Source organism: Larkinella bovis, assembly GCF_042655385.1.
Classification (GTDB): domain Bacteria; phylum Bacteroidota; class Bacteroidia; order Cytophagales; family Spirosomataceae; genus Larkinella; species Larkinella bovis.
This window is the reverse complement of record NZ_JBHSMA010000006.1, coordinates 247,046-263,004: the sequence shown is the minus strand read 5'-3', so window position 1 is coordinate 263,004 and position 15,959 is coordinate 247,046. Positions and strand designations below refer to the sequence as shown.

13 protein-coding genes are annotated in these 15,959 nt (G+C 53.5%); 5 read left to right on the top strand and 8 right to left on the bottom strand.

Annotation, left to right across the window (positions count from 1 at the left end):
• Positions 1-118: 118 nt before the first annotated feature.
• From ACFPMF_RS19280 to ACFPMF_RS19270, 3 genes are all read left to right on the top strand, one after another.
• Positions 119-844, top strand: coding sequence for a FadR/GntR family transcriptional regulator (locus ACFPMF_RS19280; RefSeq protein ID WP_379848369.1), 726 nt, complete (start codon positions 119-121; stop codon positions 842-844).
• Between the two features lie 310 nt (positions 845-1,154).
• On the top strand, positions 1,155-1,724 hold the full coding sequence (locus tag ACFPMF_RS19275) for a DJ-1/PfpI family protein (protein WP_379848368.1): 570 nt from the start codon (positions 1,155-1,157) through the stop codon (positions 1,722-1,724).
• 131 nt (positions 1,725-1,855) lie between these two features.
• Complete coding sequence (locus ACFPMF_RS19270; protein WP_379848367.1) at positions 1,856-2,242, top strand: hypothetical protein; 387 nt, start codon at positions 1,856-1,858, stop codon at positions 2,240-2,242.
• Between the two features lie 184 nt (positions 2,243-2,426).
• Here ACFPMF_RS19270 and ACFPMF_RS19265 read toward each other — a convergent pair whose 3' ends face one another.
• Together ACFPMF_RS19265 and ACFPMF_RS19260 are read right to left on the bottom strand one after the other, a co-directional pair.
• Positions 2,427-4,373: a hypothetical protein gene (locus ACFPMF_RS19265; RefSeq protein ID WP_379848366.1), complete on the bottom strand. Its 1,947-nt coding sequence runs from the start codon at positions 4,371-4,373 to the stop codon at positions 2,427-2,429.
• 103 nt (positions 4,374-4,476) lie between these two features.
• On the bottom strand, positions 4,477-5,790 hold the full coding sequence (locus tag ACFPMF_RS19260) for a WD40/YVTN/BNR-like repeat-containing protein (RefSeq protein ID WP_379848365.1): 1,314 nt from the start codon (positions 5,788-5,790) through the stop codon (positions 4,477-4,479).
• A gap of 401 nt (positions 5,791-6,191) precedes the next feature.
• Between ACFPMF_RS19260 and ACFPMF_RS19255 the strand changes: the two genes are divergently transcribed.
• Together ACFPMF_RS19255 and ACFPMF_RS19250 are read left to right on the top strand one after the other, a co-directional pair.
• Positions 6,192-6,380: a hypothetical protein gene (locus tag ACFPMF_RS19255; protein WP_379848364.1), complete on the top strand. Its 189-nt coding sequence runs from the start codon at positions 6,192-6,194 to the stop codon at positions 6,378-6,380.
• Positions 6,381-6,528: 148 nt separating this feature from the next.
• Positions 6,529-6,714, top strand: a complete 186-nt coding sequence (locus ACFPMF_RS19250) for a LuxR C-terminal-related transcriptional regulator (protein WP_379848363.1) — start codon at positions 6,529-6,531, stop codon at positions 6,712-6,714.
• Between the two features lie 288 nt (positions 6,715-7,002).
• On the opposite strand, the gene ACFPMF_RS19245 is transcribed toward ACFPMF_RS19250, so the two are convergent.
• From ACFPMF_RS19245 to ACFPMF_RS19220, 6 genes are all read right to left on the bottom strand, one after another.
• Positions 7,003-7,248 carry a hypothetical protein gene (locus tag ACFPMF_RS19245; protein WP_379848362.1) on the bottom strand — a complete coding sequence of 82 codons (246 nt, stop codon included), beginning with the start codon at positions 7,246-7,248 and terminating at the stop codon, positions 7,003-7,005.
• Between the two features lie 38 nt (positions 7,249-7,286).
• Positions 7,287-7,472, bottom strand: a complete 186-nt coding sequence (locus tag ACFPMF_RS19240) for a hypothetical protein (protein WP_379848361.1) — start codon at positions 7,470-7,472, stop codon at positions 7,287-7,289.
• Positions 7,473-7,582: 110 nt separating this feature from the next.
• The gene (locus ACFPMF_RS19235; RefSeq protein ID WP_379848360.1) at positions 7,583-9,565 is read right to left on the bottom strand and encodes a heavy metal translocating P-type ATPase; all 1,983 of its coding nucleotides are present in this window, start codon (positions 9,563-9,565) and stop codon (positions 7,583-7,585) included.
• A 4-nt stretch (positions 9,566-9,569) separates the two neighbouring features.
• The gene (locus tag ACFPMF_RS19230; RefSeq protein ID WP_379848359.1) at positions 9,570-10,190 is read right to left on the bottom strand and encodes a hypothetical protein; all 621 of its coding nucleotides are present in this window, start codon (positions 10,188-10,190) and stop codon (positions 9,570-9,572) included.
• An 11-nt stretch (positions 10,191-10,201) separates the two neighbouring features.
• Positions 10,202-11,440, bottom strand: a complete 1,239-nt coding sequence (locus ACFPMF_RS19225) for an efflux RND transporter periplasmic adaptor subunit (protein ID WP_379848358.1) — start codon at positions 11,438-11,440, stop codon at positions 10,202-10,204.
• Positions 11,437-15,936: a CusA/CzcA family heavy metal efflux RND transporter gene (locus ACFPMF_RS19220; protein WP_379848357.1), complete on the bottom strand. Its 4,500-nt coding sequence runs from the start codon at positions 15,934-15,936 to the stop codon at positions 11,437-11,439. The genes ACFPMF_RS19225 and ACFPMF_RS19220 overlap by 4 nt, the downstream gene beginning before the upstream one ends.
• Between the last annotated feature and the right edge of the window lie 23 nt (positions 15,937-15,959).

The following is a 15,959-nucleotide window of genomic DNA, read 5'->3' as shown; positions in this document are numbered from 1 at the left end:
AATATAATTATAATATTTAATAACCAATAAATTAGTAATATTATTTAAATAAAGGGGCAGAAACCTGCTATTTCCTCCAAAACCTGTTAATTTTGAAGCAGATAGATATAGATCCACTATGAGTACCAACAACAGTTTAGCCCTTCTTCCCTTGGGGCAGGTGTCAATGACTGACCGAGTCGAAAATATTCTTAGGGAATACCTGGCAGAAAATAAATTTAAGCCGGGCGATCCACTTCCGAACGAAGTGGAAATGGCGAGTCAGCTGAATGTGAGTAGAAACGTGGTTCGTGAAGCACTGAGTAGACTTAGGATGCTGGGGATGATTGAAACAAGGCCTCGGCGCGGAATGATTATGGCGCAACCCGATTTGCTGGCAGGCCTGGAAAAGGTCTTAAACCCGTCCATATTAAGCGTAGATAACCTTAAGGATATCTTTGAAATGCGTCTGATTCTGGAAATGGGTATTGCAGAATTTCTCTTTGCCAGAAAAACCCAAAAGGACATGGATGAGCTTGAGATGATCGTTTCTAAACAAAAGGATAGATACATTGTGAGTCAGGAAGACGAAGTTGCCTTTCATAGTAAGCTGTACGAAATGACTGGTAATGAAACCTTTACCCGCTTTCAGACCTTATTGATGCCGGTATTCGACCACGTCTTTTCGGAGTATTACGATAAAGGCATAAAAATGGATATCGCCAAACCCATCACGCACCATGACCTTGTGGAAATATTGAAAAATGGGACTGCTGACGAGTTCCGGACAGCCATGTATACCCATTTGCTTCCTTATTACATGTCTGGTCAAATAAAGCCCCGCGTGACCGACTCTGCCCCATAGAATACGAGGCTCAAAATCCCCTAAAAAGGTGGCTTAGGACCGCCCAAGGCGCTATTTTGTTTTTAAGCGCCTTGGGCGGTTTCTGATTTATCAATAGATGAAACCATATTCGTTTAATTAGCCTGCTGCGACCAGCACCATTGGGCGACGGACCACTATTTTAACAGACCCCCCAACTTTATAGCGAGCGATACAGGTGTATTAAAAATCGAATCCGAATTGGCAGGTAGGAGAAGCCAGGTTGTTGACTTTTAGGTGTTGAGCCGGTTAAAAGGCTCTCTACTCCCCCATGTTCTAAAGCCTTGATGCCATGAATCGCAAAATTCTGATTGTCACCGGTGATGGTGGCGAAAGTTACGAAACCCTCTACGCTGTTCACCGCTTTCAGGAAGAAGGCGACATGGCGGTAATTGCCGCCCCCAGCAAACGCCGGCTGAACCTGGTGATGCACGATTTTGAACCCGGTTGGGACACCTATAAGGAGCAACCCGGCTATTGTCTGGCTTCAGACCTGACGATAGCGGAGGTAGTCGCAGACGATTATGATGCCATTCTGCTGCTGGGCGGCCGCGCTCCCGAATACCTGCGCAACCATGCCACGTTGTTGGACCTGGTGCGCGAGTTTGACCGGCAGGGCAAATGGCTCTTCGCCATCTGCCACGGAATCCAGATTCTGGTCACCGCCGGGTTGGCCAACAACCGGACGCTGACCGCTTATGAACACGTGCGTACCGAAATTGAGATGGGAGGTGGCACGTATTCGACGCAACAGGCCGTTCGCGACCGAAACATCGTAACCGCCCAGACCTGGCAATCCCACCCCGATTTCTATCGCGAAGTCTTTGCCTGTCTCAAAAAAGCGGAACTCGTGGAAGAATAACGGCAGAAGCTGTAGCCCGGTTGCCGGGGTATTCTTAGTTCCTGGTTTGTAATGTAAGGATCTTAAGCCTGCGTCGGTTGGTTAGGCCTTCGGCTTTTCCTTGTTTTGATCGGAGGTGCTATCTTTCGTCGATGAAACTTCGCATACGCCCTGACGACCTACAACGTTCCCCTTACCGTGACCTGGTACAAACGCTGACCCGGCGGTGGGTTCATGCCCAATTACCGGCTTTGGGGCTGACGGAAAGCGACTATACCGTCACAATCAGAACCCTGCTCCTGACGACCCAGGATGAAAACCGTACCCGGCTTATTGTGGATACGGTTCTCGCCCAGGCGATTGCGCTCCATAAAACGTCGGTTTGGGTGGAGCAGGAACTGAAGTTTGAGGGCATGATCGAGGGGGTTGACCGGGCTGATTTTCTGTTACTTGACCTTCAACAAGCCGCCGTTCTGGATGATGCCGTGCTCGATAGTTATAACGAACGGATCAACCGGTTTACCAACCAGGGGCTGTAGTGATCGCCTGTCGAACGGATACCTGGTACCAAAAAGTTGACTGATTTTGACTCAGCAAACCTTTTTTCTTTCCCAAACCTCTCAATCATTCAAGAGAGGTTTGGGAAAGAAAAATCATGATAAAGGCGGTTTTTGTACTTTTTAGCGAAGTCCAAAGTGGGCAACCTGAAGGGTAGTTTGTACGCTATAACCCCAGTTGAAAGGATTGAATAGTTATCTCCATGCCAGGGGTAAAACCGGGTATGGGCCGAAGCGACTGTTGAAAACACAGTTCGGTAAGCCGCTTATTGCTGACTCTCGTTGTGGCTATAAACTCAGACATCTCCTTTACATTATCGACACGGGAAGTAATCAACAATCCTTTCTTTAACAAGGCCGGTACCACCCGGTAGCTGACCGTGGTCTGATCTTCGGCCCCAAGCTGCATGGTCATTTGGGGTGGTTGAAAGAGCAGGTTCAGCAACATTCCGTACCCATTATAGTGCGGTTTTGCGTACAGAATATGCAAGAGCGAGTCTGAGTCCGTCAGCCGAAGCTTTTCCCCCAGTTGTAGCTGAATGGTGTGCTGCCGGATCAATCTTACGGTTTTTGGCTGCTCGTCTTTTTTCAGAAAAAGCCGCCCATCCGACTGGTAAAGAGGCCGGTATCGCTGGAGGATTGCCAGTAAGGTTTGGGTTTCATCTGCCAGTGGATATTTGCCATCAAGGGCCTCATAACGGTAAATTATCCAATCCGGGGCCGAAGGCGACAAGTATTTCTCCCGGTTTTTCCGATCCAGGTAGGCATTATAAGACTGATACGACTGAAGCGTTGGACGCGGGTTATAGTTCAATCCATTAAAGTAGACCTCCGCAATATCGTTCGGTATTACATCAATGGTTTGATTCTTTATTTCCTGCCGGATTGAAGCGGGGATCGTCGGCTTCGGAACCGGGTAGTGGGCGGTGCCCGCCGTTTTCAGATAATGAGAAAAGAAGTGCAGTTTCTGCGCAAAGACGGTCCCATAATTGACCGGTACTTTACCAAATATAGGTACATAAAAAAGGAGATAGAGGCCACAATTCAAGAGCAACAACAGGGCGAATGTTTTTTGTATCCACTCCTGTTGAACACAAACCACTACCAGGACAAGGAGGAGACTTGACTGCTTGACGTAAGCCGTAATATGACCATCATCCGCCCTTGTAAAGGCATATTTAAGGACAATAAAAGAGAGACCCAGGACCCAAAACAAGGTAAACAGGTTTCCCTTTAGATCCTTCCTTTTATACGGGAATACATAACATTGCCTCATATACCACCCTACCGCCAGCAGTTGTAAAAGAAAGGAGCCGTACGAGAGGGCAACGAGTCGTAGTCGGTTTTCGGGGAATATGGCCTGGGATTCATTATAACCATCGATTATATAAAAGCTGGAGACAACGTACTGGCGTAAATCCGTATGGAGCCAGTAGGCCCCCAGACCCAGCAACCCGCCTAAAAAACCAAGCATCGCTATCAATTCCGCCCAGGTTAGCTGGCGGTTTGCATACAGGAAGGCAAGCAGGGAAATCATAAAACCGATGGCCAGAACGCCAAAATTGACCTTCATGAAAAAATTGATCGCACACACAAACGAAACGTAACAAAGTAACAAGCGGTTAGGGGCAGGTTGACGAATTGATTTAAGGCCCCAGTAAATGACAATAAAAAACCAGGTAAAATGAATCCATTCTCCCCACATGCTATTTATTACCGCCCAGATCAAAAAGTAAACAGGCGTATGCCACACTTTGAGGGGATTCGGCAAAAAACTATAGAACAGACAGGCGACGTTGATCAGAAAAAAAATATCCACCAGAAGAAGCTCGGTCGGCGTCGTTACAATGCTATAGCGTTGTAACCACCGACCCAGCGGGCCGTACGTAAAAAGGATATCCTGGCCCCAAACAAGGTGTTTTTCCTGAAGGAGCTCCAGAGCTATTCGCCAGGAATTATCGATTCCTGGGGTTGGAATCTGGACAAATTCAAGGTACGGAAACGTCAACAGTAAAAGCAGGGCTACAAAGCTGTATTTAACCAGGGATCGCTCGATGGGATAAGTAATCAACCGGCTTGGGGAATTCTGCCGGGGACGATGATAAAAAACCATACTGAAAAGCATTAAGAATGGAGAAATGGACAGAGTTTTTCATTGAAAAAGTTGATTTAAAGGGTATAGGCAGGCACCAGAATTCCTGAACACAGGTAGTTCCTTACAAAGTACGTTCCAATTTGTACACCCGGTGGCAAGGAGTAGCCGAAGGGCCTCTGAACTCGGTAATGGATAGATAGAGATCCTCCGACCCGTCGGGCGATGAGCTAACGAAACGAACCTCATTTTTTGTGCCATCAAATTCCAGTACCCGCGTCCACGTTTTCCCGCTATCTCTGGTACACATAATCAGGCTTCTGGCGTCTGCCGAAAGACAACTGTAGGATGCCGCCCAAACTTCCACACCCGATGAAGATTGCCGGGTAACCATATTCATGACCGGACTTCGGCGATATGGGTCGGGCAAAACCTGCTTCTGAAACCGCTGGCCGTCGGTTGTTCTGACGATAAAATTTGTCCCGCCCAGGTAATCACTTCCAAAGAGAAGACTTTCCTTCGTTTCGGCCATCGACGTATACCCGCCAGTCTGGTGATGATACTGGGTCAATAGCCGCCAGCCGGTTTGGGAGTTACCTGGTTTTGCTTTAAAATCCGCCAGGCCCGAATTCATCCATAACTGCTTTTTGTTATCCCCGTCGGTTAACAGCAGGGATTGTAAAAACGGCGAGTATTTTACTAAATGAATATGCTTGTTGACGCCCTGCCGAATTAAAAAGTCGGACACTTCCCAGCTATTTCCCCCGTCGGACGAGTAGTATAAAAAAGCCAGATTCTGCCAGGTTTGCCCCAGCCAGATCGAGCCGTATTCGCCAATGACCAGGGTATCGTCGGGCAGTTGGGTCATGCCATTATTGAACAGGAAATAGCTGATCGACGAGGAGAAGTGCAGAACCGCCCGGAACGAAACGCCGTGGTCATCACTTTTATAAACGACCCCGTTAGCGCAGACAAAAATGGCCTGCTGTCTGCTGATAAAAAGGGAACAAATCGGGTCCTGAAATTCATAGATCAGCCGCGCCGACTGGCTATGATCGGTGCTGCCATAGAGCCCATTCGGGTGAGAAAACCGGCTTCCCAGCCAATGGCTGTCCGGGGTTTGAAGGCAAAACTTCCAGTCAATGGTCACTGCCCGAAAAACCAAACCGTTTTCCGCTAAAAATGAACTCGTAATCCGATCCCCGGTGGGACTTGCCTCCTCGCTTGTAATCGACAAACCGGCATGTCCGGTAAACTGAATATACCGCCTGCGGAATTGATAGATAAGAAGACGATGGTTGATTTCCCACCAGATAAACGATACCAGTTCTCTGGCCTTGCCCACCCGGCGGATATCCAGCCAAAACCGCCACATTTGCTTTATTACATCCGGTCCGGGCGTTCGGAAATGGGCGAAATATTTCGAAGAAATATCCATAAGACAGTTATTTTAAATAGCTATCAATCAACATTATATATTTTTATCGTATTCTTTTTCCGCCGGTTCTGTTGACTCCCATCTCGGCTCCTACTGAAGGTATAAATTGGCTAGACATGAATGGCCGCCGGGCTGATGTCTGGACTGAACGTCTTATTCCATACCAGAAAATTCTGCTAAATCCTTGAATGTCCACGCGTTCGGGCCTACGTATGAAGCGGCAAGCGCCCCGGTTTATAGGGGCAAAGTTGCTTTTTCGCCGGCTATTTCACCGTCAGATTTGAGACAAAAAACATCAGATTTGGGACAAGCCGGATGAATAAGGGAAAATAGCGGGGCAACTTCAGCCTTTTTTCCCGAGGCTTGCTATAAACTCCGACGGAGTCTGGTGATGGAGTTCTTTGACCAGCGAATCGGTGACTGGTGTGCTGGGTATTCAGCCGGAGGAATTTACCATCCCGTATGCCTTAAGCCGGCTGTATCCGGAAGACATTTCCTATTTTATCAATTTTGGGAATAAAGTTACCGAATTCTTCCGGCGATTACCGCCGGGGAAAGTGCTCAGCTACAAAGTGAGCTATGACTACTAGCTGCGAAGAACCGACCAGAAATACATTCGCATTCTGCATCAGGTCGTCACGATTCAAACCGACGAACAGGGTAGTGTGCTCCGGACGCTGGGTATTTGACATTACCCAATTCAAACCTTTCGGGGCGCCGGTCTTATCGTTCATTGGCATGGAGGGTGAACCCTCATATTTGAACGTGGATGTCAAAAAGGTATTTGCTCCCAGCCGGGAAGCGCTCACGTTGCGGGAAAAACAAGTATTAGCCGCCATGATGGCCGGTAATCAAAGCAAGGAAATCGCTTCCCTGCTGAACATCAGCAAACAAACCGTAGACAACACCGGAAAAATATGTTAGCCAAAATGAAGGTCCGTAGCACGACTGAATTGGTTACGCTTGCCGTGAAGGAAGGATGGCTGTAGGCAAGCCCCCTGACCGGCCAGGATCCTTACACTCCGTAAAGGGCAGGAGTTCTTCCCCCTGCCCTTTAACCGATGCGGTGGCCGGATTCTTTCTTTGGTGGTAAATCAACTGGAGATCCTTTTCCGGTGCCCCAGAAAGGGCTGCTCAAAATACGGTATCTACTCGATGAGCCCGACAAGCCGGTAGCGTTTTCACCATCCGAAACACACGGTTGCGGCCCTATTACTCCAAACCAGTGGGGGCGTAGGCCTGGCCAAGGGCCGCTTTTACCCGGTTTTGTAACTCCTGATCCAAAAGCCGGGCATATTCTGTCCACTCGTTTTCCAGCGTTTTGAACTTATTGCCTTTGTCCATTTCTTTCTGATCAAACTGGGCTTCGGCGTCCTTGTGGTAAGTGGTGGCTAAATCCAGGGCGTAGGAATACAGGTGTTGGATTTCTTCAAACGATAATTCATGTAACTTTTTCATCGTAATCAGCTTTGCGTTTACGATGAAACCCGTAGAACTTACAACGGTTTAATTTTTCTCAACAACCGGCCGATAACGACGCTAATCCGGCCGTTTTCAAATCGGACCAGCATCCCACCCGTCCGGCCACGGATGCATTTCCCATCCGGCCGCCGGATGGCCGCGCAACGGGCTCCTTTCAATGCCGGATCCGTCTGCCGGTCACCTAGATACACGTATTCCATTCTGGCAAGGTAGTGGCTCTTTACCAACAATCGCTCGGGTCGACGCTGATGTATGGGCTGGGTACCAACCGGGGGTTAGGACCTTTGCCAGGAAATCAGCCATCCCTATCCTAAAACTTCAGATTCTGGACCCGGACGGCATTCAGAATCGCCAGCAGCGCCACGCCCACATCGGCAAAAACCGCTTCCCACATCGTGGCCACCCCGCCCGCGCCCAGCAGCAGCACAATGGCTTTCACCACCAGCGACAAGGTGATGTTCTGCCAGACGATCTGCCGGGTGGCTTTCCCGATTTTGATGGCCGTGGCAATCTTCGACGGCTGATCGGTCTGAATCACCACATCGGCGGTTTCAATCGTCGCGTCGGAACCCAGCCCGCCCATCGCGATGCCCACATCGGCCAGCGCCACCACTGGTGCGTCGTTGACGCCGTCGCCCACAAACGCCAGTTTCTGTTGGGGGGTAAGCGCCCGTTTCAGCCGCTCCACTTCCCGGACTTTATCTTCCGGTAACAAATCCCCGTGGGCTTCGTCGACCCCGACCTGCTGCGCCACCGCCTGAACAACGGCCAATTTATCGCCTGACAGCATGACGGTTTTCAAACCCATCTGCCGGAGTCGCCGGACGGTTTCGGCAGCGTCCGGTTTTTCCTGATCGGCAATCGTGAACGAACCCGCAAACCGCCCGTCTACGGCCACCAGCACCACCGTAAACGGAATCGTGCTCAGACTTTCGTCGACCGTCACGTTGAATTTCTGCAGTAATTTCGCATTGCCGGCCAGCACGGTTTTGCCAGCAACCGTTCCTTTCAGGCCGTGGCCGGGGATTTCTTCCACGTTCTCAGCGGGTACCAAAGACTCACCGATACCGGCATACGCCAGAATGGCCGTCGCAACCGGGTGCGTGGATTTGCTTTCCAGCGCGGCCGTCAACCGGGTTAATTCCTCTACGGGCAACGTTTGAGCATTGACCTCCTGAACCTTAAAAACGCCCTGCGTCAACGTACCGGTTTTGTCCATGACCACGGTCTTCACCTGCGTAATCAGGTCCAGAAAAACCGATCCTTTGAACAGAATACCCTGCCGCGAACCGGCCCCGATGCCGCCAAAATAGCCCAGCGGAATCGAAATCACCAGGGCGCAGGGACAACCGATCACCAGAAACACCAGCCCGCGATAGAGCCAGTCCTGGAAGCGGTAATCGGCGACGAAAAAGTACGGCAAAACCGTAATCAGAACGGCCAGTGCGCAGATGATCGGCGTGTAGATTCTGGCAAACCGGGCAATGAATTCCTGCGTCTGGGCTTTTCGGCCCGTCGCTTCCTGCACCAGTTTCAGGATTCGCGACAGTTTGGAATCCTGGTAGCGCGTTGTCACGTCCATTTCCACCAGTGTTTGCCGGTTGATCATCCCTGCCAGCACCTCTTCCCCTTTCGAAATCGTGCGCGGAACGCTTTCGCCGGTCAGAGCCGCCGTATTGAACGAGCCGGTTTCGGAGCGCAGTTTGCCATCCAGGCCCACTTTTTCACCCGGTTTTATCTGAATGACGTCGCCAATCTGGACCAGAGCGGCCTTGGTGGAGACGGTTTTTCCGTCGCGCAGCACCGTGACGGTATCGGGCCGGACGTCGAGCAGGGCTTTGATGGAACGACGCGCCCGCAAAACGGCCGCATCCTGAAACAATTCTCCGACGGTGTAAAACAGCATGACGGCCACGCCTTCGGGGTATTCCCGGATCGCAAACGCGCCGATGGTAGCCACACCCATCAGGAAAAATTCGGTAAAAATGTTGCCTTTCAGGATGTTCCTAACCGCCCGGCGCAACACCGGCCAGCCCACGGGTAGGTACGCTGCCAGGTACCAGAGCACCCGCCAGGGATTGCGGAATCCTTCCGTTGCGACCGTGTCGAGCAAAATACCGCCCAATAAAAGTACAAGACTCAGAATGACAGGACCGTATTCCTTCAGCTTGTCTACAATCGAAACCGTAGCCTCAGTCCCGGCGGTCCCGGCGGTCGATCCCTCGTCGGCCAGATCCAGCGCATCGTGGTCGTGATCATGCCCGTCGTGGGAGTGATGGTGATGGGTTGCCATATCGTTACAGTTCGATGAAGAAGTTGAGAATCCCGAGGGCGATCAGAATGCCGCCGGTGATCTGTTTTTCGCGGTGTTCGAGCCAGTGCCAGTGGACCTGCGCCAGCCCCCGGAACGACAAGGCCGTCAGCCCGACCATGCAGCCAATCGTCACCACCGTGTAGGCAATGCTGAGCGTCGCAACCGCCGGCCAGCCCAGCGTTCCGGCGGTGAAGAAAAACGTTTCAATTTCCAGGCAGGGCGACAGCAGCATGGCCAGCGCCAGCGTGCCGATGATCGCGCTTTTCGACCGGCCCGCCAGCCCCTTCGGAACGTGTTCGTGGGCGCTATGTGGGTTATGCACCGCGAAATACACCAAGCCCATGAAAATCAGGATCAGCGAGGCAATCCAGCGGGTCTGATCCTCCAGTCGTTCGGACAATTCCACCCCAATGGCACCGATCAATACGCCCAGAATCACCGTACTGAGTGTATGGAAAAAACCGCTCAGCGCGGCAACGCCCAATGTTTCGCGCAACGACCAGCTTTCACTCCGCCCGATCAGGGCCACCGGAAGCCAGTGATTCGGAATAGCCGCGTGAACAGCCCCTAGTAAAACACTACCAATCAACAGATTAAACAACATAGTCTCTTTCGTTAATGAACATGACCACCCGATTCTTCCGAATTATTCAGGACCGAATGCAGGTCATACGCACCGGCCACCACCACCTGCGCATCTTTTTTGACCGATGCGGGCAAAGTTACGGCCTGGTACCCGTTTTCGGCTACCCCAGCCTGCACCAAAACCGGCCGGAACTGGTGGTGAACCGTGCCTTCGTGTTCTTCTTTTCCTTCGTACACAAACACCTGCGAACCCGTTCCCGAGCGAATAACGGCGGCTTCGGGCAGGGCCGGTTGCGGGGCCGAATGCGTTTCAATCAGGGCTTTCAGGAACGTACCGGGCCGCAGTCCGGGGTCCGGTTTTTCCAGCGCGGCAAAGACTTTCACCGTCCGATCCGGGCCGGTTTCGCGGTTAATATACCGAACCCGCGCCATCCGTTCCCGGCTGGCCGGACTACCGGTTTCGCCAATCACGGAAAGCCGTACCCGTTGTCCAACCTGCACCCTGGCAATATCGCCTTCAAAAACCGTCAGCTCGGCGTACAGGCCGGAGGTATTGACCAACTCAAACAACACATCGTTCGCGTTGACAAACCGGCCCCGATTTACGTTCACTTCCGTTACCGTGCCCGTAATCGGCGAACGGACGGCCACGGTCCGCGTTATTTTTCCGGAGGCCAGTTCCTTGAGCGATACGCCCAACAAGGCCAGTTGCTGCCGCAGACCCTCGGCCCGGGAGCGCAGAAGCTTCACCTGAGCCGTAGCCTGCTGAAACGTCTTGAGTGCGCCGACGTTCTCGCGACTCAGTTCGCGCTGGCGTTCGTACTCCTGCTCCTGAAACTCCAGCTGGCTGACGGTTTCGAGGTATTCCTGTTGTAACCGGATAAATTCCGGATTTTCGAGCACCGCCAGCAGTTGCCCCTGCCGAACGGCCTGCCCCGGTAACAAAGGCGTCGAGGTCAGAATACCGCCGTAGGGCGTGGCCACCGACACCTGTTGCTGGGGCGGCACACTGATAACACCATTCACGCGAACGAGGTTGCTCAGCGTCCGTTCTTCCAGCCCACCGAGCCGGATTCCGACGGTTTTAAACTGCTCGTCGGTTAGCTCAACTACGCCTTCTTCGTGTTCTTCATGCTCGTCAGCGTGATTCTCCCCTTTTTCCGGCTGCGCATGGGCAGGCGTTTCTGTATCTGTTTTTTGCGTACAGGCCGAAAAGCTGAAAATAGCTATCAGCAGGAGAAACCCATTAATTGTTAGCCTATTTTTCATGGTTCGGTGCTTCCCAGGATATATTCAAGATGGATAATGGATTGATTCAAGGCGTTCAGAGCGGCCAGATAACCGGTCTGAATGCCGCTCGCGGTCCGCAGATTCTGGAATAACTCGATGTAACCGATTTCTCCGGCGCGGTATGATCGATCGGCCTGTTGCCGAATGAGCGCGGCCTGCGGTAAGGCCGATTCTTCGTAATAGGTCAGCGTCTCCCGGTTTTTGCGGTAAGTTTGCAGCAGTTCGGCCAATGCGCCTTCCAGGCTGCGCTGGCGGGCGGTCAGTTCCGCTTCCGTCCGTTGCTGCCCCAGTTCGGCGGCCCGCACCCGCGCCCGAAGCGGTTTGGCCACAATCGGAATTGAAATCCCGACTTGTCCGTACGTAAACCGATCGACGCCGGTGTAAAACCGGTCGGTGCCGTTGATGGTCTGGATGCCGCGCAACGACTGATTGACCACATTGAACGAGTAATCGGGTTTCAGCCGCGAGCGTTCCACCTCGGTTTCGCGCCGGGCAATTTCGATCTGCTGCCGCAACAGCGCCAGTTCGGGATTCTGCGTCAGAGCCGCCGGATCGGGCAATCGAATTGCTCGGGCAATCAGAATAGAATCTGAAATCTGGGGCAATTGGCTGGCTCCGAGCAGCGTTTGCAGCCGCCGGAGCTGAATTTGCTGGTCGGCGCGGTTTTGAATGAGCGTCATTCGAATTTGACGTGCTTCCACTTCGGCGGCCGTTTGTTCGAGTAAGGAACCTTCGCCGGTGCGTCGCCGGATACCAGCCGCCCGCACCACGGCGTTGAGCAGGCTATCCTGCCGGATCAGTTCACGGTGGAGTGTTTGCAAATAAGTCAGGCTGTAATAGGCGGTTTTGACCTGAAGAGCCAGTTCCTGCCGCGTCACCCGGTTTTCGGCTTCGGCCCCGGCGATGCGGGCGTCGGCCAGCGATTTTTGACTGCGAATCAGGGCCGGAGCGGGCAGCCGTTGCCCGATTTGCAGCGACTGATCGACGTACCGGCTGTTGTATTGTCCGGCGGTTACCAGAATATCGGTTTTGTCAACCGCCGTCGCCGTGCCGCGCAGGGCCTGCTGATAATCCAGATTCAGGGCCGAAACCCGCACCTGCGGATTATTCAGAAACGTCTGTTTCAGCGCCTGTTCCAGCGAAAGCGGAGCGGTTTGCGCCTTGGTTTCCGGCGTCAGCATCCCAAAACCGAGTACCAATAAACCGATGATGGGCCAGCTGCCAGCCACTACGGTTTTCGGTCTAGGCATCAAGGAAGGGTCGCGTTGGCCAAAGCGTTTTTCGATCAGGAAATACAAAACCGGCAAAACCAGCAGTGTCAGCAAGGTGGCCGTGATCAAGCCGCCAATGACGACGGTGGCCAGTGGTTTCTGCACTTCGGCTCCAGCGGTGTTCGACAGCGCCATCGGTAAAAAACCAAGGGAGGCCACGGTGGCCGTCATCAGAACCGGCCGGAGTCGGATGCGCGTGCCCTCGAAAATGGCTTCTTTCAAATCCGTAATCCCGTTCCGGCGCTGGTCATTGAATTCGGCGAGCAGCACAATGCCGTTCAAAACCGCTACGCCAAACAGCGCAATGAAACCGACAGCCGCCGAAATACTGAACGGCATCCCGCGTACCCACAACGCCAGCACCCCGCCAATGGCCGCCAGCGGAATGGCCGAAAAGATGAGCAACGCCTGCCGCATCGACTGAAACGTCAGGAACAGCAGCAGAAAAATCAGCCCGAGCGCGACCGGAACCGTCACCTGCAACCGTTTTTGGGCGTCGATCAGGTTCTCAAACTGACCGCCGTAGGTCACGTAATAACCTGTCGGAAATTTCACCTGCGACCGGATTTTCTGCTGCAATTCCGTGACCACGCTCTCTACGTCGCGTCCCGGCATGGAGGTGCCGCGCACATTGAAGCCAATCGTCAGCCGGCGCTTTGCATCCTCGCGCTGGATCTGGTTGGGGCCGGGAATGAGTTCGACGGCGGCTACTTCGGAGAGCGGAACGGGTGGCCCGTCGGGGCTGGCAATGGTCAGCGCCTGTACATCGTTGATGCTGCGCCGGTTTTCGCCCGCCAGCCGGACCACCAGATCAAACCGCCGTTCGCCCTCGTACACCAGCCCCGCGCTTTCACCCGCAAAGGCCGCGCTGATTGTGCGGTTCACGTCTTCGACCGACAAACCGTAGCGGGCGAGCGCTTCCCGATCCAGCCGAACGACGATCTGGGGCAGGCCCTCGACCTGCTCTACGTACAAATCCGTCGCCCCGGGGGTACCGGTCACCAAACCGCTGACCTGCCGGGCGAGCCGGGTCAGTTCATCAAGATCTTCACCGAAAATCTTGACGGCGACGTCCTGTTTCGCGCCCGAAATCAACTCGTTAAAACGCATCTGAATGGGTTGTTGAAAACCAAAGACAACGCCCGGAATCACTTTCAGGGCTTCGGCCATTTTGTTGGCCAGTTCTTCCCGGCTCGAGGCCGAGGTCCATTCCGAACGTGGTTTCAGAATCACCATCATATCGGCGGCTTCGATCGGCATGGGATCGGTCGGAATCTCCCCCGCGCCAATTTTGCTGATGACTTCTTTCACCTCCGGAAATTTTTGCAGCAGCACCCGCTCGGCCTGCGTGGTTTTGGCCACCGTCTGACTCAGCGACGACCCGGTCAGCACCCGGGTTTCAACCGCAAAATCGCCTTCATCCAGTGTTGGGATGAATTCACCGCCGAGGGTCGAAAACAGCCAGCCCGCGCCTACCAGCAATACCAGCGACAGACTCAAAACCAGGGCTTTGTGGCGCATGACACCCTGGACAACAGGCTCGTAGAGCCGTAGGAAAAAGTCCATCATCCGATCCGAAATAGTGCGCCGGACGTCGGTTTGCTTCTTCAGCACCAGCGCCGACATCATCGGCACGTAAGTCAGCGACAGAATGAAAGCCCCGATAATGGCAAAACCGACCACCTGCGCCATCGGAACGAACATCTTGCCTTCGATGCCCGCCAGCGCCAGAATCGGCAGGTAGACGATCAGGATAATGATTTCACCGAAAGCCGCTGAGGTCCGGATCCGGCTGGCCGATTCGAACACTTCCCGGTCCATTTCGGATTGTGAAAGCGTGGAAGAGCGAAAGAGCGAAAGAGCGGGGGCCGCCGGGGGAGGAGAAATCGGTTCATGGATCTCCGTCCGATTCGCTCTTTCCCTCTTTCGCACTTTCACGCTTTGCAAATGATGCAGCGTGGCTTCGACAATAATCACGGCCCCGTCCACAATCAGACCGAAATCGATGGCACCCAGACTCATCAGGTTGCCCGATACGCCGAAAACCCGCATCAAACCAACGGCAAACAGCATGGACAGCGGAATCACCGACGCGACGATCAACCCGGCCCGCCAGTTGCCCAGAAACAGCACAAGCACGAAAATGACGATCAGCGCCCCTTCGATGAGGTTCCGGGTGACGGTATTAATCGCCCGCCCCACCAGTTCGCTGCGGTCCAGAAACGCGTGAATATCCACCCCTTCGGGCAGGGTTCGGCGGATCTGCTCCATGCGGTTTTTGACCCGCCCGATCACTTCATTGGCATTTTCGCCTTTCAGCATCAGCACCAGCGCACCTACGGCCTCGCCCTCGCCGTTGCGGGTCAGGGCGCCGTAGCGGGTGGCCGAGCCGAATTGCACCGTGGCCACGTCGCGAATCAGCACAGGGACGCCGGTTTTGGTCCTGCGAACCACAATCCGGGCAATATCCGCCAGACTACCCACCAGGCCCTCGGAACGGATGAAATAGGCATTCGGTTTTTTATCGATGTACGCTCCCCCGGTATTCTGATTGTTGCGGGCCAGGGCCGTAAACAGATCCTGGATACTGAGCCCGTAGGAGCGAAGCCGGTCGGGGTCGATGGCAATTTCGTACTGTTTCAGCAAACCGCCGAAGCTGCTGACGTCGGCCACGCCGGGCGTGCCGAGCAACTGCCGCCGAACCACCCAATCCTGGAGCGTGCGTAGCTCGGTGGTCGAGTACTTGTCGGTAAAACCGGGTTTGGCGTAAATCACGTATTGGTAGATTTCGCCCAAACCGGTCGTCACCGGCGCCATTTCGGGTTCCCCCGTACCCGCCGGAATCTGCGCCCGGGCCGCTGAAAGCCGTTCGCTGATTTGCTGGCGGGCCCAGTACAAATCGGTCGATTCCTGAAAAACGATGGTGACGACCGACAGCCCAAAGCGCGAAAACGAGCGAATTTCCTCGATCTCGGGGATGGTCGCCATCGTCTGTTCGATCGGAAATGTAATGAGCCGCTCGACCTCCGGCGCTGCCAGTGCGGGCGAGCGGGTGATGACCTGGACCTGATTGTTGGTAATATCCGGAACGGCGTCGATGGGCAGATGAATGAGCGAATAACCGCCCCAAATCACCAGTCCCAGCGTCATCAGGCCGATGATAAGTTTATGTTGAATGGAAAAACGGATGATGGAATCCAGCATACCGGTTCGGAAATTAAGATCAG